Here is a 19,611-nt window from a genome sequence, read left to right as displayed (position 1 = left end):
GGTGGCTATAACCGCGGCGCGGCGAGCTCCGCCAGCAGCAGCTTCACCGCGCCGCTGGCGTGCCGGGCGGATTGATCCGCATCGACACCCGGGGCCGCCACGAAGCGGGCGTACTTCCGCGCGCCCGCCGCGTCGAGGTCGGCGAATTCCTGCGCCAGGGCGCCGAGGGCCTGCTGGAACAAGGGATCCGCATGAATGGGGCTCTCCCGGATGACCGGAGCGAGTCCCGCCTGTCCTCCGGGCCAGGACTCGACCAGCCAGACGATGTCGTAGGCATCCTTGTTCTTGGGCCGGTTGCGCAGGGCATCCACCTTGGCCGCGAGATAGGCGGCGGGACCGGCGACCCTCAGCCGTTGATGCGTGCGGCCGCCGCCTCCCGGAAGCTCGACGACGACCTCCTTCTCGATGAAGTCCCGGTCGATGAGGGTCCCGGTGGACAGGACCAGCGCGGAGAGCCTTCCTCCCACGACGCCTCCAGGCCGGTACAGCCGGCCTGCCTCGCGTCCGGGCGCCAGGGGGCAGAAGAACTCGACCGTGAGGGGATGGGTGACGCCCCCCGTCCAGCGCCAGCTCGAATGGGGAAGCGGGCGGAAGCCCGCGGACTTCAGGGTGCGTTCCAGCCGCTCGTAGTGGCCCACCTCGCCTTCCACGAGCGCGACCCGCAGACAGAGGTCGAGGTCCTGCGTGCCGATGTGGGGCTCGAGGCCGGGTCCTGGCTCTGGCACGAGCAGGGAGGGAACGAGGCCCCCGATGACGACGACATGGGCGCCCGCGAAGCCGAAGGCACGGACGACATGCACGGCCTCCGCGAGCAGGGCGGACCGGACCGAAGGGTCGTACTCGCCCAGGTGTCCGCCTTCAGTAACCAAGGACCTCCTCGCGGAACCGCCGCGCGAGGTCCTCGCCCCGGCGCTCCGACTGGACGTCCAGGTAGATGCGCACGTGTGGCGCGAGCAGGACGCCATCCCGGGACGTGGACGCCCAGCTGCCGACCTTGCCCGTGTCGTGGATCAACATGAGGTTCGCTCCGCGCTCCGTCACTTCCGCATCCAGGTGCTTCGCCGCCTGCGCCAGGGGCACCTCGGGTGAGATGCGAAGGCGCGACATGGGGACGCTGGTGGGCCCGATGCCGAACATGCTGACCGCGGCGGCTCCCGTGAATGCATGGGCGATGCCTGCCTTGCCGAGCCGCGTGCTGGTCTGCAGCCAGAGCTCCTCGGGACGCCGCGCGTAGAGGGCCACGTGCAGGGAGCGCTCCCAGCGCGTGGCGCGGGCCTGTCGCTCGAGCCAGTCGAGCAGTCCGGTCCGGTCCCGGACGGTGCGCCGCTTCGCGGGACCCCGGCCCTCCGCGCGGACCAGCTCCAGGTGCTCGAGCCAGGTCAGGAGCTTGTGGGCCTGCCCCAAGGACACCGCGGCCTGCTCCGCGAACCGGGAGACGGAGAAAGGCTGCTCCTCCTGGAGGAGCACCTGCACGGCTCGGACGCCGTGGACACCAAGGGTCGCGGAGCCCGCGGTCTTCTCCGGAGCGACGGTGCGGTCCTCCTCGAAGTGGAGCAGCACTCCCCGGGCACGCAGGTGGAGATGTCCGCGCGAGTCCAGATAGCCCACCCCTTGCGCTTCCAGCGCTTCGCGAACGTCCTTCTTGAGCCAGGGGCCAACGACGAAGGGGAGGTCCCGGGACCGTCGCGCCGTCGCGGGACGGTGCGCCCCGAGCAGCAGCGGCAGCTGGTCCACACGGAGGCCGGAGGCGGCTTCCAGCAGGGTGAACGTCGCCACTTCGTGGCCCTCCAGCTCCAGGAAGGGGCGGGACGCGCCGCGGGCCTGGAGCCAGGACCGCGCTGGCAGCCAGCGAATCAGCCTGGGCGGAAGATGGAGGATGGCAGGCATCTTTCACTCGGAGTGGCCCGTGGAAACCCAGGAAGGCCAACGGGTTGGAATCCGTATCTTCATCCTCACCGAAGATTCATTCACGAGTGAAAATGAATTTCAGATGAAAATACACCCGGCGTACCCCATGCCTGGCCGTGCCCCAAGGGCCTGGACGTCATGTGGGGGGCGCTAGCGGCCAGGCGGACGAAGAGCGGCGGCGAGGCACGGCGGACCGCGTGTTATGGAATCCGCCATGAAACACGTTCAAAGCCAGGCCCTCTTCGCCCGTGCGCAGGCGCGCATCCCGGGTGGCGTGAACTCTCCGGTGCGTGCCTTCCGTGGCGTGGGAGGCGACCCCGTCTTCTTCAAGGAAGGCTCCGGCGCTTGGCTCACCGACGTGGACGGCAACCGCTACGTGGACCTCGTGGGCAGCTGGGGCCCGCTCATCCTGGGCCACGCGTACCCGCCCATCGTGGAGGCCATCCTGGAGGCCGCCCGGCGCGGCACCACCTTCGGCGCCCCTGTCGCCGCGGAAGTTGAATTCGCGGAGCTGCTCTGCGCCACGGTGCCCTCCGTGGAGAAGGTGCGCCTCGTGTCCTCCGGCACGGAGGCCACCGTGGCCGCCATCCGCGTGGCGCGCGGCTTCACCGGCCGCGATTACATCCTCAAGTTCGAGGGCTGCTTCCATGGCGCGGGCGACCCGTTCCTCGTGAAGGCGGGCAGCGGCGTGGAGACGCTGGGCCTGCCGGACTCGCCGGGCGTGCCGGCCGCGCTGGCGTCGCTCACGCTCACCGCGCCCTTCAACGACCTGGAGGCCGTGGAGCGCATCTTCAACGAGAAGGGCAAGGACATCGCCTGCGCCATCATCGAGCCCGTGGTGGGCAACATGGGCGTGCTGGTGCCGCGCCCCGGCTACCTCGAAGGGTTGCAGGCGCTCTGCCAGAAGCACGGCGTGCTCTTCGTGCTGGATGAGGTGATGACGGGCTTCCGGCTGGCGCGCGGCGGAGCGCAGGAGCTGTACGGGCTCAAGCCGGACCTGACCACGATGGCCAAGGTGGTGGGCGGCGGCATGCCGCTGGGCGCGTACGGCGGCCGGCGCGACATCATGGCGAAGGTGGCGCCGGAGGGGCCGGTGTACCAGTCCGGCACGCTGTCCGGGAACCCGGTGGCGGTGGCGGCGGGCCTGGCGTGCGTGAAGGCGCTGGCGGCGCCGGGGACGTATCAGCGGCTGGAGCACCTGGGGCTCTTGCTGGAGGAGGGCTTCCGCGCGGAGGCGAAGGCGGCGGGCGTGCCGGTGACGGTGAACCGCGTGGGCAGCATGCTCACGGTGTTCTTCACGGCGGAGCCGGTGTTCGACTACGCGTCCGCGAAGAAGGCGGACACGGCGAAGTTCGGGCGCTTCTTCCACGCGATGCTGCAAGAAGGTGTGTACCTGCCGCCCAGCCAGTTCGAGGCGGCGTTCGTGTCGCTGGCCATCGGCGAGCCGGAGGTGGCGCACGTGCTCGCCGCGGCCCGCAAGGCGTTCCGCGCGCTTGGCGACGCCCGTTGAACCAGAGGCCCTGAGCGGGCCCGTGCGCTTTGGCCCCTACACCCTCGTGCGCCGCATTGGCGCCGGGGGGATGGGGGAGGTCTTCCTCGCGCGCGAGGAGGGCGTGCGGCGCGCGGTCGTGGTGAAGAAGGTGCTGCCGGGGCTGGTGGACAGCCGGCAGTTCGTGGGGCGCTTCCGCGACGAGGCGCGCGTGGTGGTGCGGCTGGCGCACCCGAACATCGCGCGCGTGTACGCGATGGGCGAGGTGGACGGGCAGCTGTTCCTCGCCATGGAGTACGTGCTGGGCAAGACGCTCAGCCGGCTCGCGTACCGGCTGCGGCAGCGTCAGCGGATGATGCCCCTGGGGCCGCTGCTGCAATTGGGACAGCGGCTGTGCGAGGGCCTGGCGTACGCGCACGACGCGACGGACGAGGCGGGGCACCCGCTGCACCTGGTGCACCGCGACCTGTCCCCCGCGAACGTGTGCGTGAGCTACGCGGGCGAGGTGAAGATCATCGACTTCGGCGCGGCGCAGTCCACGCTGAAGGAGCAGCAGACGGCGCCGCGCGTGGTGATTGGCAACCTCACGTACATGGCGCCGGAGCAGGCCCGCAAGCGTACGGTGGACCGCAGGGCGGACCTGTACGCGGTGGGCGTGGTGCTGTGGGAGTTGTTCGCGTGGAAGCCGCTGTCGCAGCGGGGTGATCCGCTGGAGCGCTGGCGGCGCGCGGCCTATCCGCAGTGGGAGCCGGCGGGGCGCTACCGGCCGGACCTGCCGCGCGCGGTGGACGCGTTCCTCGCGCGGGCGCTCGCGTCCGAGCCGAACGACCGCTTCCCCACGGCGACGGCGATGGCGGAGGCGCTGGGCGCGCTGAAGGAGAAGCTGGCGCCCAACGTGACGGATCAAGACCTGGTGCGGCTGATGTCGGCGGCCTTCCCGCGCGAGAAGGTCATCGAGCAGCAGGTGCTGGACGACCTGCTGCGCGAGCAGCCCGAGCGCGCGAGCACGCGGCAGGAGTTCCCGTCGGTGCTCGCGCCGCCTGGAGCGCAGGACGTGGCGGAGGCGCTCCGCGCGCAGGAGGACATCGCGACGGAGGCGCTGGACGCGGCGAAGCTGCGGCGGGCGGAGAGCACCCGCGCGGGCCAGGAGACGGAGGCGCTGGACGCCGTGAAGCCGCCGTCTGAATACGCCAGCGCGGGCCAGGAGACGGAGGCGCTGGACGCCGTGAAGCCGCCGTCGGAGTACGCCAGCGTGGGTGAGCGGACCGAGGCGCTGGACGCGGCGAAGGTGGAGCAGGCGCTGCGCGCGGCGGCGGCGCAGAGGCCCTGGGTGGAGCCCGGCGATGAGTCCGGTCTGCCGCGCAAGGCGCCACCGGTGCGGCTGCACAACCAGGAGGTCACCAAGGACGCCTGGGTGCCGGGCATCGGCGCGGCGGAGCCCACCGCGCCGGGACTTCCGCCCCAGACCCCGGAGCCGGGCACGGGCGGTGGCGGTTCCTCCACGCCGGATCATCTTCTCCAGACCCCGGAGCCGGGCACGGGCGGTGGCGGTTCCTCCACGCCGGATCATCTTCTCCAGCCCCTGGAGCCGGGCACGGGCGGTGGCGGTTCCTCCACGCCGGATCATCCTCTCCAGACCCCGGAGCCGGGCACGGACGGTGGAGTGGCCACCGCGCCCGGACAGGCCCCCCGGTCCGCGTGGACTCCCGGTCCCGGCGAGGACGAGCCCACCCCGCGCGAGCCTCCCGCCCACCTGGACTCCCCGGCCGGCCCGGGCTCCGAGGACACCACCGACCCGGGGGAGGGGACCCCTGAGGTCGCGGATTCCCTCCCGGGCAGGCAGGCCCCGGCGGAACAACCGTCTCGGCCGGATTGGAATCCGGGCCCGGACGCGGAAGACTCCGCTACACATCTTCGAGCGTTTCACCGTGAGGGGCCCCCCCCGGCCCCGGAGGACTCCCCCATGCAGAACCGCCCCTCGCGCCCGGGCTGGACTCCCGGCGCAGGCAGTGAGGACTCCACGACCAACGAGCGCCCCTCACGCAAGAGCGCCACGGGCCTGCCCGCCGCCGGCAACACCGGCTGGACCCCGGGCTCCGGCGAGGACGACGCCACCGAGGGCGCCGGCCCCTCGCCCATGGCCCTGCGCCCCGACACCGACGACGCGGACGACGAGAGCACCGACGTCGACAAGCCCGGCCGCTCCAAGGCGAGCCCGGCACCGCGCGCCCCCGCCTCCCCGTCGCGTCCCCAGACCTCCGTCGGCGCCGCGCCGCAGTCCCGTCCCCAGACCTCCGTGGGTGCCGCCCCGCAGTCGCGCGCCCCCGAGGCGTTCCCGGACGCCACCCGCCCCATGTCCCAGGAGGAGCTGCCCGTTCCCTGGAAGCCCCAGGGCGCGGGCGAGGCCACCGAGGCCCTGGAGGCCGCGAAGATCTTCGGCGCCCTGTCCCAGACGACCGGCAACCTGCCGGCCTACCTCGACGAGAAGGCGACCCCCTACGTCGCGCCCAAGGAGGCCCCGCGCCGCCAGGCCCCCGTCGTCGACGAGCGGCCCCACGAGACCCGCCCCATGCAGGTGCGGACCAAGACGCGCGAAACGCTCGTGGGCTACGACATGGACATCTCCGCGGCCCTCAAGGAAGCGGAGCTGAAGCGCCGCGAGGCCGAGCTCGCCGAACAGAAGCGCAACAAGAAGAAGAAGCCCGCGAAGTCCACGGGCGGCAGCCCGCTCGCGGGCCTGTGGCCCATCCCGCCCCAATACCGCTTCTGGGCCATGCTCCTGGTGGTCGCCCTGGCGTGCGCCCTGGGCTTCGGCGTGATGTGGCTCTTCCTCAACGCCGACGGCGCCTGAACCCGCGACTTGTGCCGCTCACGCGTCTGTCAGGCGCCCATCAGGGCAGGGGCGGCGCCGCGGGCGGTTCCAGCGGCAGGAAGAGCCGGAAGATGGTGCCCTTGCCCGTCTCCGGCGTGTCCAGCGACACCTGGCCCAGGTGCGAATCCATGATGCGCTTCACCAGGGCGAGCCCCAGCCCGGTGCCCTGCGCCTTGGTGGTGAAGAAGGGCTCGAAGACGCGCGTGCGCAGCTCCAGCGGGATGCCCGGCCCCGTGTCGCAGATCTCCACCTGGACGCCGGCCCGGTCCATCCACGCCTTGCGCGCCACCACGCGCAGCGTGCCGCCCTGGGGCATGGCCTGCACGGCGTTGAGCGCGATGTTGAGGAAGCACTGGCGGATGAGCCGCTCGTCCACCGTCACCGGCGGCACGCCGTCCTCCATCACCCACTCCACCCGCACCGGATGCGGCGAGGTGGCGCCCACGTCGGAGAGCGCGCTGCCCACCGCCTCCTCCAGCAGCTGCGACACGGACACCGGATACGGGTGCGGCGACGGAGGCCGCGCGAAGGTGAGCAGGTCCGCGACCATGCGGTCCAGCCGGTCCGCCTCCTCCCCCACGATGTCCAGCAGCGGCGTCGCCGCGCTCTCCGGGCCGACGATGCGGCGGATGGTGGCCACGGAGTTGAAGATGGCGCCCAGGGGGTTGCGCACCTCGTGGGCCACCACCGCGGACAGCTCGCCCAGCGCGGCCAGGCGCTCGCGGTTCACCAGCTGCTCCTGCGTGCGCGCCAGCTTCGCGTAGCTCTGCTTCAGGTCCTCCACCAGCCGCGCGCCCTCCAGCGCCAGCGACAGCTGGTTGGCGATGGCGTCCGCCCGCTCCAGCTCCGCGGCCGTGAAGCGGCGCGGCCGGCGCGTCTCCACCATCACCGCCACGCCCACCATCTGGTCGTGCACGGCGAGCGGCAGCACCATGTACGCCATGCCCTCCGCGGCCTGGCGCAGCTCGTCGTTCAGCCGCACCTCCGTGCTCGCGTCCTCCACCCGGAGCGGCTGGCGCGTGCGGAACACCTGACCCGCGAGCGAGTTCGACGACAGGTCCAGCGGCACCTCGCGCCCCAACAGCTCCGGGTGGCCGCCCGTCGCGGCGCGGATGGCCAGCCGCTGGCCCTCGGCGTCCGGCAAGAGCACGTACGCGTCCGGCACGTCCACGATGCGCGCCAGGCTGGTGACGCCCGTGGCCAGCAGCCGGTCCAGCTCCAGCGTGGCCGCCAGCGCCTTGCCCACCTCGTGCATCAGCGCCAGGTCCTCCGCGCGGCCGCGCACCTCGTCCAGCAGCCGGTGGGATTCAATGGCCGCCGCGAAGTGCGTGCCCATGGCCTGGAGCGTCTCCACCTCCAGCGCGGTGAGCCGCCGCCGCGCGTGGAACAGCACGCTCAACGTGCCCACGCCCCGCGAGCGCACCCGCAGCGGCACCGACACCAGCGTCTGGAACGCCAGCGCCCGGAGCGCGTCGCGCGTGGGCGCGGGACACGCCTCCGCTTCCAGCACCTGCACCGCGTCCGGCATCCCGCCCGGACGGGGAAGCGAGCCCAGCCGCGCGCGGCGCACGCGCGCCACCGCGTCCTCGGACAGGCCGCGCGAGTAGACCAGCTCCAGGGGCTCGCCCGGCTCATGCCGCGTGTCCGCGGGCAAGAGCAGGCACACCGCGTCGCAGCCCAGCAGGCCGGAGATCTCCTCCGTGCCGGAGCCGAAGAAGGCGCGCGGGTGCGGCGCGGCCGCGGCCTGCGCCGCCAGCCGTCCCAGCGCGGTGAGCGCCGTGGCGCGCACGCTCAGCCGCTGGATGGTGCGCGCCGCGTCCAGCGCGGAGGACACCTGCTGGCCGAACAGCCGCACCGCGGCCACGTCCTCCTCGCTCAGCCACTCCGAGGCCAGCACCAGCATGGCCATGGGCGCGTTCTCCACGTCGATGCGCACGCCCACCGCCCGGTGCGTCTCCGCGCGGCGGAACACCGCCAGCACCGCGTCCATGCGCGCCTCGGACACGAACCGGGACGCCTCCACGCCCAGGTCCTCCACCCACGCGTCGCCGTCGCGCCAGGTGCGCACCAGCGCGGGTGCCCAGCCGCCGGGGGCCTCCGCCCGCACGCGGCCGCCCAGCGCCGGCGCGTGCGGCACCAGCCGGGGGGCCAGCCCCGCCACGGACAGCTCCACGCCCACGCCCCGGGGCGTCAGCCACGCGAAGCCCAGCTCCAGCGCCTCCAGCCCCCGGAACACCTCCTCGCGCACCGCGTCCTCGGAGTGCAGCGCGCGCACCGCGCTCCCCAGCTCCGCCAGCCGCCGCAGCACCATGCGGCGCCGCACGCGGCAGGTCACGTCGCGCACCTGCACCACCCAATCCCGGGCATGCGGATGCACCGTCAGCTCCACGCGCACCCCGCTGCCCGCGACGTGCAGCCACGCCTCGTAGGTGCCCGCCGCCGGCGCCGTGCCCAGCCGCCGCGCGAGCCGGTCCGCCGGGTCCTCCAGGGGCCCCGGCTCCCAGAGGAGCGCCGTCACCGGCTGCCCCACCAGCAACTCACGCGCGACGCCCGTCAGGCGCGACATCGCGGGGTTCGCGTGCACGAGCAGGCCGTCCCGAAGCACGAACACGCCCAGGGGCATGTCGTCGAAGAGGCGGTACACCGCCTCGGGCTCCTCGGAAACCGTCCCCACCCGACGGTTCGTGCGCTCTGGGCTCCTCACCACCCCACCTTCGCACCCCTGGCTGCCGCGGTGAAGCCACCCCCGCCCGTCAATCGCCCACCAGCGCACAACAGCCGGTCCCGCCTCTGGACCGGCGCGGCGTTGCGAGACCTGGCACGTCCGCAAACCCTCTCATGGTCCCCCAACCCAAATCCTTGCATGTATTGACACTGCCGGTGAGAGCATTTAGAAACATGGAATTGTAACAGCGCGGCTTGAACCGGATTCCGATGTCTTTCGCTTCCGCCAGGAATCCCGGGGGCCGCGCCTTCCGAGGGGGATGTCTTGAACCTGCCCCACGCGACTTCCGGCGTCATCGTCCAGCAGCAGGACGGGGCCTTCTTCCTCCTGGACACCGAGGGGGGAGAGGTCTTCCGGGTCAACGAGACCGCCGCGCGCATCTTCGAGCTGTGCCAGGGCGGCACGTCCCTGGACGGGGCGGTGGCGTCGCTGGCGCTGCGGCTGGGCGCCGCGGGCCAGGAAGAGGCCATCCGCGCGGACGTCCAACGCACCGTGACGCAGTTCCAGGAGCTGGGGCTGTGCGAGCCCTCGCGTCCCGTCTGACCTTCCGCCGTCCGCTGTAGCGCCTTTTCCCTCGTGAGAGGGACAGGCCGGGCCATGTCCTGGCCTTTGGGAATCCCGTGTGCCCGGGTCGCCCCGGGTGCGCGTGATGCCAGACGTGAGACGTCTCATCACGGCTGGAATGAAGCACCGGTGTGTTGGCAGGCAATGTCAGACCTCCTGTCCACACTCCGCCATGTTTCACCGCAGTGGCAGTGAACGCAGCAATCCATCCCAGGAGAAACACCATGTACATCCAGTCCGAGATCGTCCGCGTGACCGCGTCGTCCGACAAGTGCACCTGCTCCGGCGGCATGGGCGTCCTCACGACGACCACGAGCGCGGAGTAGCCACTCCCGTCGTTTCCCGAGTCCCAAACCCAAACCCAGGAGAACCACCATGTACATCCAGTCCGAGATCGTCCGCGTTTCCGCCGCCACCGACAAGTGCACCTGCTCCAACGGCATGGGCACCGTGATCATCAACGCGGAGTAACGCGTTTCATGGCCGGGAGGAGGGCCTCGGTCCTCCTCCCGGCTGTGTCTCTCCTCGAGCGCGCCGACACGCCCCGCCCATGCTGCCCGCATCCACGCAGGTGTTGCTCTTCACCCAGGCGGACGTCGGCGGACACGCGCTCTTTCGCGTCGTGCCCGTGGAGGTGTCCGTGCGCCCCGGCCAGGGACGGCTGTGGACGGACGTGTCGCGGGGCAATGCCTTCACCCCGGCGTGGCAGGACCATGCGCGCCACCTGTCGGCGGTGGGCCGCGCGCGCTACGCGCTGCCGTGGGAACAGACGGACCTGCACGTCTCGCCGCGCGGCCGGAACGTGACGCTGGATGGCCGGAGCGCGTCGCTGCCGCTGTTCGTCGCGTGGGTGGCGCTGCTCGCGGGGCTGCCGCTGCCGTCGCCCTTCCTGGGCACGGGCGTGGCGCTGGAGGCGCATGGGGAGCGGCTCGCGCCCGCGCCGCGCGAGTTCCTGCAGGGAAAGCTGGCCGTGGCGCAGGCCTACGTGACGCAGGTGTTTCCGCGGGCGGGGCGGGTGACGGTGTTCGTGCCGGAGGGGAGCGGGTTCGACCCGGCGCCCCTGACGGCGCTGGACGTGCGGCCGGTGCCCACGCTCACGAAGGCGGTGGATGCGGTGCTGGGGCTGAAGCGTCACGCCGATGAGGCCGGCGCCGGGGGAGGGGTGGGGGGATGATCCGCCAGGGCGCCGGTGCCATCCGGGAGATGTATGGGCTGACGCGGGGGCTGGGGAACCTCAGGGTGATGCTGGGCTCGGGGCTCCTGGGCATGGCGGCCTCCGGCCTGCTCAACCCGGTGATGCCGCTGTACCTGCGCTCGCGCGGGCTGGGCTTCCAGCAGATTGGCGCGCTCTACACGGCGGGCGCGCTCCTGCCCATCTTCGTGCAGCCGGTGCTGGGGGCGCTGTCGGACCGCCACGGACGCAAGCCCTTCGTGGTGGGCCTGTCGCTCGTCACGTCGCTGATGGTGCCGGCGGTGGCGCTGGTGGACGACCCCCAGCCGCTCGCCGCCGTGATGATCCTCAAGATGCTGCTGTCGCGCAGCGCGGCGCCGGTGTCCAACGCGATGGTGGCGGACTTCGCGCCCGCCAGGCAGCGCGCCACCCTCTTCGCGCTGCTGGATGCCACGTCGAACGTGGTGTTCGTCGCGGCGCTGTTCGCGTCCTCCGCCGTCATCCGCGCGCTGTCGGTGGCGGGCACCTTCTTCCTGGCGGGGGGCCTGTTCCTCGCGGGCAGCCTGCTGCTCCTGGGGCTGGACGAACCGGCGCGGCCGCGCACGGAGGCGCCGCGCGGGGCGGGGGCGGGGTGGGGCCTGGTGCTCCGGGGGCTCCTGTCGCCGTTCACCTACGTGAAGGCCCGGCCGGGCGCGGCGGCGCTGTTCCTCTGGCAGTTCTTCTTCACCTTCGCGCTGGCGCTGTTCCCCACGTACCTGCCGCTGTACGCGGTGGAGCTGGGCGCGCCCCGGGAGGCGGTGGGGCCGCTGGTGGCGGCGTCGTGGCTGACGTACGCGTTCGTGCAGCCCCTGGGCGGACGGCTGTCGGACCGGATGTCCCGGCGCGTGGGGCTGATTGCGCCGGGCCTCGCGGGCATGGCGGTGATGGCGGCGGTGCTGGGGGCTTGTGGATGGCTGCCGGACGGCGCCGCGCTGATGGCGCTGGTGGTGGCCTGGGTGCTGCTGGCCATCCCCGACGGCCTGCACCGCTCCTCCGCGTCCGCGCTGGTGGTGGAGCAGTCCCCGGGCCCTTCCGAGCGCGGCCGGTTCATGGGCGCGCTGGGCGCCTGCGCCGCGCTGGCCTCCGTGCTCGCGCCCGTCACCTATGGCTTCGTCGCGCAAGCAGCCGGCATCGGCTGCGCGTTCCTCGTCTCGTCGGTGTCCCTCGTGCTGGCGCTCGGCTGTGTGTCGCGCGTGCGCGAGGCGCCCTCCCCCGCCACGCCTGAACCGGCCCCCGTGGCCGCCCTCACCCCCACCTCGGAGCCTGGATGAGCCCCCTTCGCCTCGTGTGTCGCTGGGGCACCGCGCTGTTGGCCGCGCTGGTGCCCACGCTGGGACACGCTGATTCAACGTACAAGGTCACCGCGACGCGGACGCAGGACGCCATCACCATCGACGGCAAGGGGGACGAGCCCGCGTGGCAGGCGGCCCCGGAGATTTCGGGCTGGTACCTCACGCGCGTCAACTACGGCAAGCCCGCGCCGGACGACACGAAGGTCCGCATCCTCTACGACCAGGACAACCTGTACTTCCTCTTCCACTGCATCGACACGAAGCCGGAGCGCATCACCGGCTACACGGTGCAGAACGAGGGGTTCCTCCACCAGGAGGACAACATCACCATCATCCTGGACACGTTCCTGGACCACCGGAACGCGTACTACTTCTGGACCAACCCGCTGGGCGTGCGCACCGACGGGCGCATCGTGGATGACGGCGAGGCGTTCTCCACCAACTGGCGCGGGGAGTGGGAGACGAAGTCCACCCTCGTGAAGGACGGGTGGATTTCGGAGGTGCGCATCCCGTTCGCCAACTTCCAGTTCGAGGCGAAGGACGAGATGTCCTTCGGCATGCTCCTGGACCGCGAACAGTCGCGCAACCAGGAGTGGAGCAACTGGACGCCGGACGGCGTCAACAGCGCGAAGGTGAGCCGCTACCCGCACCTGGAGGGGCTCAAGGGCATCAAGCCGCGCTCCATCTTCAGCATCACCCCGTACGTGGCCACCACGGTGGCGCTGAAGACGACGGACGACCGGGGCACCTTCCGTCCCAACGTGGGCGCGGACGCGCGCATCGACCCGACGCCCTGGCTGTCGGTGAAGCTCACCGCCAACCCGGACTTCAGCGACGCGGAGGCGGACCAGAGCTTCCTGCTGTTGGACACGGACCAGCCGCTGCTGCCGGAGCGCCGCTCATTCTTCACGGAGAGCGAGCACCTCTTCATCGCGCCCATCAACGTCTTCTCCTCGCGCCGCATCGCGCTGCGGCCGCATGACCGGGTGTGGGGCGGCCTGCAGCTCACCGGCAAGCTGGGGGGCTTGAGCTTCTCCATGATGGACGTGCAGCACCGCGACCTCACCGGCCGGGATGGCAGTGGCCGCGAGGTCTTCGAGAACGTCAACTCCGGCGTGCTGCGGTTGCAGCAGGACATCGGCAAGCGGTCGATGATTGCCCTGGTGGCGCTCAACCGCAGCGGGCGGGGCGGGCTGTTCGGGGACTCGGACTTCCAGACGGTGGGCGTGGACGGCAACTTCCACCTCTTCGAGGAGTTCTTCATCCAGGCGCAGGCGCTGAAGAGCTGGAGCCCGCTGGGCAACGAGGACTCGGACGCGTACCACGTGGGCCTGCACCGCTTCGACACGCTGTCGGAGTTCTGGTTGCAGTTCGAGGACATCGGGAAGAACTACGCGAACCCGCTGGGCTGGACGCCGGTGGTGGACAAGCAGGGCTACAACTCGCGCCTGTTCCTGAACCCGTTCCCCGGGTGGCGCTTCCTGCCCCGGCTGGACGTGACGTGGGACTCGCTGTGGCGCCGCAACCACGAGGGCGAGCGCACGCGCTGGCGCAACCGCCTCAACGTGCAGCCCTACCTGCACCACGACTTCGCGCTCTACCTGGAGGGCATCTACGACGACAACCTGGGCTTCCGGGACCGGCTGGGTACGTTCGGCTTCACCCTGTTCCCGCACGACTGGCAGAGCTACACGCTGACGGCCGTCACCGGCCGCTTCCTGGGCGGGGAGATCCGCGGCTTCAACGGCGCGGCGAACATCAAGATAGGGCCGCACATCGTCGCGCGCTTCAGCGGCTTCTACACGCGCAACTTCAACGTGCCGACGAACAGCGACCTCTACGGCACGTCCGGCGACGGCTACAGCTTCTCCGGCTACGCGCAGCTGCGCTACCACTTCAGCCCGGACCTCTACGCGCGCCTGACGCTGCAGAAGGGCGGCGTGTACGAGCTGGCGGACTACAACTCCGTGAAGGGCACGTTCCTGGACGCGATGGTGGGGTGGCACTACCGCCAGTGGAGCGACATCTTCCTCGTCTACACGGATCAGCCCTTCGGCGGCTCCCAGGAGCGGCGGATCCTCTCGAAAATCTCCTTCAACTACTGACCTGTCCAAGGGCCTTCGCATGACCGCCGCCGACCCGCAGAGCCTCAAGCGCCGCTATGACGAGGTGTCCCCGAAGTACGACCAGGGTGCGCCGGACGCCACGGCCATCAAGCTGTTCTGGCTGACGTACGAGCACCTCACCTGGAAGCCGGTGGAGGCGCTCCTGCCCAAGGACGGCACGGCCTGGCGCGTGCTGGACGCGGGCGGCGGGGGCGGCAAGTTCGGCACGCGCTTCGCGGAAGCCGGGCACCACGTCACCGTGCTGGACATCTCTCCGGGCATGCTGGACGGCGCACGGGCCCAGTTCGCCGCGAAGGGGCTGCTGGACCGCGTGGCCTTCGTGGAGGGGAACGTCGCGGCGCTGGAGCTGCCGGATGCGGCCTTCGACCTGGTCTTCTGCGAGGGCGACCCGGTGTCGTACTGCCTGGACGCGTACCCGCGCGCGGTGAAGGAGCTGGTGCGCGTGGCGAAGCCGGGCGCGCCGGTGGTGCTGGGCGTGGACAACCGCTACGAGGCGTTCTCCAGCTACCTGAAGCTGGGCAAGCCGCAGGAGGCCTTCCGCACGCTCCACGACGGCCGCACGACGTGCCCCTATGGCCTGCCGGTGCACGCCTTCACGGTGCGCGAGCTGGAGCGCGCGGTGGCGGACGCGGGCGCGGAACTGCTGGAGGTTTTCGGCAAGCCGGTGATGTTCTTCGACATGCTCAAGGCGATGGCGGCCGCGCACGGCGGCACCCCGGAGCAGCCGTGGGACGCGTGGGCCGCGCGCGAGGAGATATTGGCGTTGCAGGAGAAGCTGGCGCACGAGGGCTTCGCCGTCCTGGGGCAGCACCTCCAGGTGATGGCGCGGCGCAAGGCCTGAAGCCATGGGCCTTCCCTTCCTGGGCGTGGGGCTCAGCTACCGCTGGGACCTCAATCCGCACCTGGCGCGAGGCAACCCCGGCGTGGACTGGCTGGAGGTGACGCCCGAGCACTTCCTGCCGCTCACGCCGGACGCGGAGCGGCGGCTGGAGCTGCTCGCGAAGCGCTATCCCCTGGTGGGCCACAGCCTGGAGCTGTCCGTGGGCTCGGACGGCGTGGACGCCCCCGGCTACCGCGAGGGCCTGAAGCGCATCCGTCACGTCACGAAGAGCGTCTGGCACGGAGACCACCTGTGCTTCACGCGCGTGGGGAACCTGCCCCTGCGCGCGCTGACGCCAGTTCCGCTGACGGAGGAGGCGGTGGCCACGTGCGTGCGCAACGTGAAGGCGGCGCGGGCGGACCTGGACGTGCCCTTCGTGGTGGAGAACATCGCGTATCTCTTCCACACGCCGCTCAACACGTTGGATGAAGCGGAGTTCCTGCGCCGTGTGGTGGAGGGCGCGGACTGCGGCCTGCTGCTGGACCTGCACAACCTCTATTGCAACGCGGTCAACCACGGGTTCGACCCGTATGCCTTCCTGGACCGTCTGCCTTTGGAGCGAGTGGTGCAGGTGCACCTGGCGGGCGGCATCACGATGGAGGGATTGAGGTTGGACAGCCACTCCGCGCCGTCGCCGGAGGAGGTGTGGCGCCTGTTGGAGTACGTGGCGCCCCGCAGCCCGGTGCGCGGGGTGAACTTCGAGATGGACAGCGGCTTTCCTCCCTTCGCGCGGCTGGTGGAGGAACTGGCCCGCGCGCGAGCCATCCTCCAGCGCTGCGGTGCGAGCGCGGCATGAGCTACCCACGAACGCTGGAAGTCCTGGCGCGGCTGCACGTGGATCCCCGCTTTCGTGAAGCGTGGCGCCGCGATGCCCCCGCGGCCCTGGCCCCGCTGGGCCTGACGCCGCCGGAAGCGGAGGCACTCCACCGGGTGGCTCCGGAGGTGGTGGAGCGCGCCGGCCGGATGATGGACTTCCACCGCACCGAGCGCGTGCGCGAGCAGCTGGCCTGGGTGGACGAGGCGAAGCGGCCGGAGCTGGGCCCACTGCGAGCGCGCTTCCTCCAGGACGTGCCGCCGGAGGTGCTCAACCGCGAGGAGGCCATCGCGTACTGCCACTTCCTGGAGGCGGGCGAGCACGCCCCGCACGCGAAGCTCCTCCAGCGGCTGCCCGCGTACGTGCCGCAGCTGGCGCGGTGTGAACGGCTGCGCCTGTCGCTCGCGTGGGGACTTGCCCCCATGCCGGCGTCGGGCCCGCGCGTGGAGTCCTTCGACTACCCGGTGCTCACGCTGCTCGCCGCGCTGGCCGCGCCAGGCTGGCCCCCGGTGGAGCCGAGGCCCACGCGCGTGGAGTTCCTCAAGGTGCCTGGCCTGCCCGCCGTGATACCGCGCGAGCTGCCGTCACCTTGAGGTGCCCCCGAGGTATCCCCAGACGCCCCCTCAGTGGGGATGCGCGTGCTCCGTCCGGCGGTGGTGCAGCCGCTCATAGGTGCCCATGAGCTGGGTCTCCCCCACGATGTGGCCCTGCATCGCCTGGAGCAGCTGCGCGCGCGTGGGCTGGTTCAGGTCCGGCAGCACCGTGTCCAGGGCGTACAGCTTGAAGAAGTACCGGTGGTTGCCGATGGGCGGCATGGGACCGCCGTAGTCCTGCCGGCCGAAGTCGTTGCGTCCCAGCTTCACCCCCGCCGGCAGCACGTCCAGGGTGGCCCCGTCCGGGAGGCTCTGGGCATTGACGGGGAGGTTGTAGACGACCCAGTGGCAGAAGGTGCGCTGGGGGTTCGCCGGGTCCGGCGCGTCCGGGTCCTCCACGATGAGGGCCAGGCTCTTGGCCCCGGCGGGGAGGTTCTCCCAGTGCAGGGGTGGCGCCCGGTCCTCGCCCTCGCCGGTGAAGGCGATGGGGATGGGCATTCCGTCCTTGAACATGGGCGAGGTGAGCTCGAGCGGCTTCGGCATGCGTGACTCCTTGGGCATGAGCGGCCAACGTGACCCCTGCCAAGCTGGCGATGCCGTCCCGCCGATGGTAAGAGACGGCGGGCGCGACGCCCGGACGCCCGTCACCCCCTCCAGTGCCTCCCTCCGCCGCTGATCCACCGGGCGCCCCCCGGGCCGCCTGCTACAGCGGGCCCCTTCCAGAGGCGAAACACCCCCCACGGGTCCCCCGCCGTGGTAGCTGCGCTTGCGGGTGCCGCAACCGCTGCTGGCACCCCGGCCCCCCGCGTCCCCGTAGCGGTTGCACGCGCCGCGCATTCGGTGCTAAGCGGCGCCCGCGCGTGTATGGGCGGGGTCGGGGTTGGTGAAGGAAACCCAAGACTTTCCCGGGGTTTGGTGAGGCGTCCGCATGGCAGACCAGGAGCCTCGCAAGCAGGAGGACGCGCCGGGCAGTGAGCTGGGCGAGACGGCCCGGCAGATGCGGGCGGCGGAGCCGTACATCTCCGCGGTCTGGAAGCTGGTGGGCGGGGCGGTGGTGGGGGTCCTGGGAGGCTACTTCCTGGACAAGTGGCTGGGGACAGCGCCCTGGCTGCTCCTGGGGCTGAGCCTGGTGGGGATTGGCGTGGGGTTCTACGGCTTCCTCCACGCGATGAGCCGGCTGGGGAAGCGCAAGTGACGGGGACGGGCGGACAGGCGAAGCGGGACCCGTTCTGGACGCACGCGGGGCTGGCGGCGGCGGTGATGGGCGTGGGCGCGGTGGTGGCGGCGGCGCTGCCGAAGGCGGCGGAGGACCGGGTCGCCGCGCTCCTGGGCGTGGGAATCGCGGCGGTGACGGGCGTGCTGGCGCTGGTGCTGAAGCGGCGCGCGGCGAAGCAGGCGGACTTGAAGGCGGCGTTGAAGGTGGTCGGTGTGGTCTTCGCCCTCAGGGGCGTGGGCGTGGGGATTGGGCTGGCGTGGGTGGTGTCCCGGGGTTTGAGCGCGATCGCGTTCGTGGGCGGCTTCTTCGGCGTCTACTTCGCGCTGCAGTGGATTGAAGTCAGCTACGTGATGGCCGCGTCGAAAGACACGGCGGGCGGAGACGAGTGATGCGCAAGGCAATGGTGCTGTTCGCCTGTCTGTTCGCGGGCGCCGTGTGGGCCTCTGACCCGGCCCCTCAGCACGGTTCCGCGAACGAGGACCAGGACGCCGAGGGCGAGGACGTCGCTGGCTACATCCTCCACCACGTGTCCGACTCGAACGAGTACGAGTTCGAGATTCCCCTCAGCCACAACCACATCCCCATCCACCTGCCGCAGCTCCGCATCCCGCTGAAGGACGGCGCCTGCACGCCCGTGGCGGATCCGCACGGCGGCGGCCACGGCGAGGTCTACCCGGGCCTGGGCGCCGGCTGCCTGGACCTCTCCATCACCAAGCACACGGTGATGATGTGGCTGGCGGCGCTGCTGCTCATCGGCTCCATCCTCATCTGGAGCAACCGCGACAAGACGAAGCTGGTGCCGCGCGGCGCCGGGGCGAACCTCTTCGAGATGCTCGTGCTGTTCGTGCGCGACGAGCTGGCCATCAAGAACATCGGCAAGGAGGAGGGTCCCCGCTACGTGCCCTACCTGCTCACCGCGTTCTTCTTCATCCTCTTCATGAACCTGCTGGGCCTGTTCCCCTGGATGGCGACCGCCACGGGCAACATCGCCGTCACCTGCGGCCTGGCGCTGTGCACCTTCTTCGTCACGCAGGCGGCGGGCATCCGCGCGGCGGGCATCGGTGGCTACCTCAAGCACCTGACGGGCGGCGTGGCCCCCTGGCTGTGGCCCATCATGATTCCGGTGGAGTTCCTGGGCCTGTTCACCAAGCCCTTCGCGCTCACCATCCGTCTGTTCGCCAACATGCTGGCGGGCCACATCGTCATCTTCTTCCTGCTGGGCCTCATCTTCATGCTCCGCAACCCCGCAGTGGCGCTGGTGAGCGTGCCGTTCGCCTTCGGCATCTACCTGCTGGAGCTGTTCGTGGCCTTCGTGCAGGCGTACGTGTTCACCATGCTGTCGGCGCTGTTCATCGGGATGAGCGTGGCCATGGGCCACCACCACGATGACCACCACGAGGCTGGCGCGAGCCACGACCACGGCAAGGCCCACCACCTGGGCTGACAAGTTGACGGGGCGCACGTCGGTGTGACGGCGCGCCCCGGTTGAAGACCCGGCGGTTCGAAAGGCCGCCGGAGGTAGTCCTAAAGGGATTTCACGACCCCCCCACAAGCGGGTCCCGCCTCACGAAAGAAGACGTGCTCCCATGACGAACGTTGCTCTCGCCTTCCTCGCCGCCGGTATCGGCGCGGGTCTCTCCATCATCGGCGCCGCCCTCGGCATCGGCAAGCTGGCCGCCGCCGCCATGGACGCCACGGGCCGTCAGCCGGCCGCCGGCGGCGACATCCGCACCACCATGATCATCGCCGCGGCGCTCATCGAAGGCGCCACGCTGTTCGCGCTGGTCGTCTGCATCCTGCTCGCCATCAAGGTCTGAGTCAGGGCAGGGGTGTCACCGGGAGCCGGCGTCCTCTTCGGGAAGAAGGGGCGCCGGCGTTCCGGCTCGCAGCGCGCAGCACCTGTCTCACCTGAAGTCTCCCGC

General features: G+C 71.2%; 17 protein-coding genes. 13 read left to right on the top strand and 4 right to left on the bottom strand.

Translation table 11 applies throughout. The features are described 5' to 3' along the window. Nucleotides 1–5 precede the first annotated feature (5 nt). Nucleotides 6–869, bottom strand: coding sequence for a hypothetical protein (locus NR792_RS24825; RefSeq protein WP_375755157.1), 864 nt, complete (start codon nucleotides 867–869; stop codon nucleotides 6–8). Continuing rightward, entirely contained in the window at nucleotides 859–1,887 is a 1,029-nt protein-coding gene (locus NR792_RS24820) for a hypothetical protein (protein WP_375755156.1), read from the bottom strand. The genes NR792_RS24825 and NR792_RS24820 overlap by 11 nt, the downstream gene beginning before the upstream one ends. A gap of 235 nt (nucleotides 1,888–2,122) precedes the next feature. On the opposite strand from NR792_RS24820, the gene hemL reads away from it, so the two are divergent. After that, complete coding sequence (hemL, locus tag NR792_RS24815; protein WP_375755155.1) at nucleotides 2,123–3,418, top strand: glutamate-1-semialdehyde 2,1-aminomutase; 1,296 nt, start codon at nucleotides 2,123–2,125, stop codon at nucleotides 3,416–3,418. Beyond that, entirely contained in the window at nucleotides 3,402–6,248 is a 2,847-nt protein-coding gene (locus NR792_RS24810; protein ID WP_375755154.1) for a protein kinase, read from the top strand. The genes hemL and NR792_RS24810 overlap by 17 nt, the downstream gene beginning before the upstream one ends. 40 nt (nucleotides 6,249–6,288) lie before the next feature. On the opposite strand, the gene NR792_RS24805 is transcribed toward NR792_RS24810, so the two are convergent. Further along, nucleotides 6,289–8,943, bottom strand: coding sequence for an ATP-binding protein (locus NR792_RS24805; RefSeq protein ID WP_375755153.1), 2,655 nt, complete (start codon nucleotides 8,941–8,943; stop codon nucleotides 6,289–6,291). 315 nt (nucleotides 8,944–9,258) lie between these two features. Between NR792_RS24805 and NR792_RS24800 the strand changes: the two genes are divergently transcribed. The 7 genes from NR792_RS24800 to NR792_RS24770 all read left to right on the top strand — a co-directional run bounded on the left by NR792_RS24800 (nucleotide 9,259) and on the right by NR792_RS24770 (nucleotide 16,473). Next, nucleotides 9,259–9,537, top strand: a complete 279-nt coding sequence (locus NR792_RS24800) for a PqqD family protein (RefSeq protein WP_120559934.1) — start codon at nucleotides 9,259–9,261, stop codon at nucleotides 9,535–9,537. Nucleotides 9,538–10,108: 571 nt separating this feature from the next. Beyond that, a complete protein-coding gene (locus NR792_RS24795) occupies nucleotides 10,109–10,732 on the top strand; it encodes a hypothetical protein (protein ID WP_375755152.1) in 624 nt (207 codons plus the stop codon). Further along, on the top strand, nucleotides 10,729–12,039 hold the full coding sequence (locus NR792_RS24790; RefSeq protein WP_375755151.1) for an MFS transporter: 1,311 nt from the start codon (nucleotides 10,729–10,731) through the stop codon (nucleotides 12,037–12,039). The genes NR792_RS24795 and NR792_RS24790 overlap by 4 nt, the downstream gene beginning before the upstream one ends. Continuing rightward, the gene (locus tag NR792_RS24785) at nucleotides 12,036–14,165 is read left to right on the top strand and encodes a carbohydrate binding family 9 domain-containing protein (protein WP_375755150.1); all 2,130 of its coding nucleotides are present in this window, start codon (nucleotides 12,036–12,038) and stop codon (nucleotides 14,163–14,165) included. The genes NR792_RS24790 and NR792_RS24785 overlap by 4 nt, the downstream gene beginning before the upstream one ends. Nucleotides 14,166–14,184: 19 nt before the next feature. After that, on the top strand, nucleotides 14,185–15,027 hold the full coding sequence (locus NR792_RS24780) for a class I SAM-dependent methyltransferase (RefSeq protein ID WP_375755149.1): 843 nt from the start codon (nucleotides 14,185–14,187) through the stop codon (nucleotides 15,025–15,027). Between the two features lie 4 nt (nucleotides 15,028–15,031). Further along, nucleotides 15,032–15,862: a DUF692 family multinuclear iron-containing protein gene (locus tag NR792_RS24775; protein ID WP_375755148.1), complete on the top strand. Its 831-nt coding sequence runs from the start codon at nucleotides 15,032–15,034 to the stop codon at nucleotides 15,860–15,862. After that, complete coding sequence (locus tag NR792_RS24770; RefSeq protein ID WP_375755147.1) at nucleotides 15,859–16,473, top strand: hypothetical protein; 615 nt, start codon at nucleotides 15,859–15,861, stop codon at nucleotides 16,471–16,473. Before NR792_RS24775 ends, NR792_RS24770 begins: the two co-directional genes overlap by 4 nt. A 30-nt stretch (nucleotides 16,474–16,503) precedes the next feature. Here NR792_RS24770 and NR792_RS24765 read toward each other — a convergent pair whose 3' ends face one another. Further along, nucleotides 16,504–17,016, bottom strand: a complete 513-nt coding sequence (locus NR792_RS24765; RefSeq protein ID WP_375755146.1) for a YbhB/YbcL family Raf kinase inhibitor-like protein — start codon at nucleotides 17,014–17,016, stop codon at nucleotides 16,504–16,506. 385 nt (nucleotides 17,017–17,401) lie between these two features. On the opposite strand from NR792_RS24765, the gene NR792_RS24760 reads away from it, so the two are divergent. The 4 genes from NR792_RS24760 to NR792_RS24745 all read left to right on the top strand — a co-directional run bounded on the left by NR792_RS24760 (nucleotide 17,402) and on the right by NR792_RS24745 (nucleotide 19,506). Continuing rightward, a complete protein-coding gene (locus NR792_RS24760) occupies nucleotides 17,402–17,668 on the top strand; it encodes an AtpZ/AtpI family protein (RefSeq protein ID WP_375755145.1) in 267 nt (88 codons plus the stop codon). Beyond that, entirely contained in the window at nucleotides 17,665–18,078 is a 414-nt protein-coding gene (locus NR792_RS24755) for a hypothetical protein (protein WP_375755144.1), read from the top strand. The genes NR792_RS24760 and NR792_RS24755 overlap by 4 nt, the downstream gene beginning before the upstream one ends. Next, entirely contained in the window at nucleotides 18,078–19,133 is a 1,056-nt protein-coding gene (gene atpB / locus NR792_RS24750) for a F0F1 ATP synthase subunit A (protein WP_375755143.1), read from the top strand. Before NR792_RS24755 ends, atpB begins: the two co-directional genes overlap by 1 nt. Nucleotides 19,134–19,275: 142 nt before the next feature. Beyond that, nucleotides 19,276–19,506: an ATP synthase F0 subunit C gene (locus NR792_RS24745; RefSeq protein WP_375755142.1), complete on the top strand. Its 231-nt coding sequence runs from the start codon at nucleotides 19,276–19,278 to the stop codon at nucleotides 19,504–19,506. Nucleotides 19,507–19,611: the final 105 nt, after the last annotated feature.

It is taken from the genome of Corallococcus exercitus, from assembly GCF_042231735.1.
Taxonomy (GTDB): domain Bacteria; phylum Myxococcota; class Myxococcia; order Myxococcales; family Myxococcaceae; genus Corallococcus; species Corallococcus exercitus_B.
Note: the sequence above shows the minus strand (reverse complement) of the source record. Positions and strands in the feature narration are given on the sequence as shown.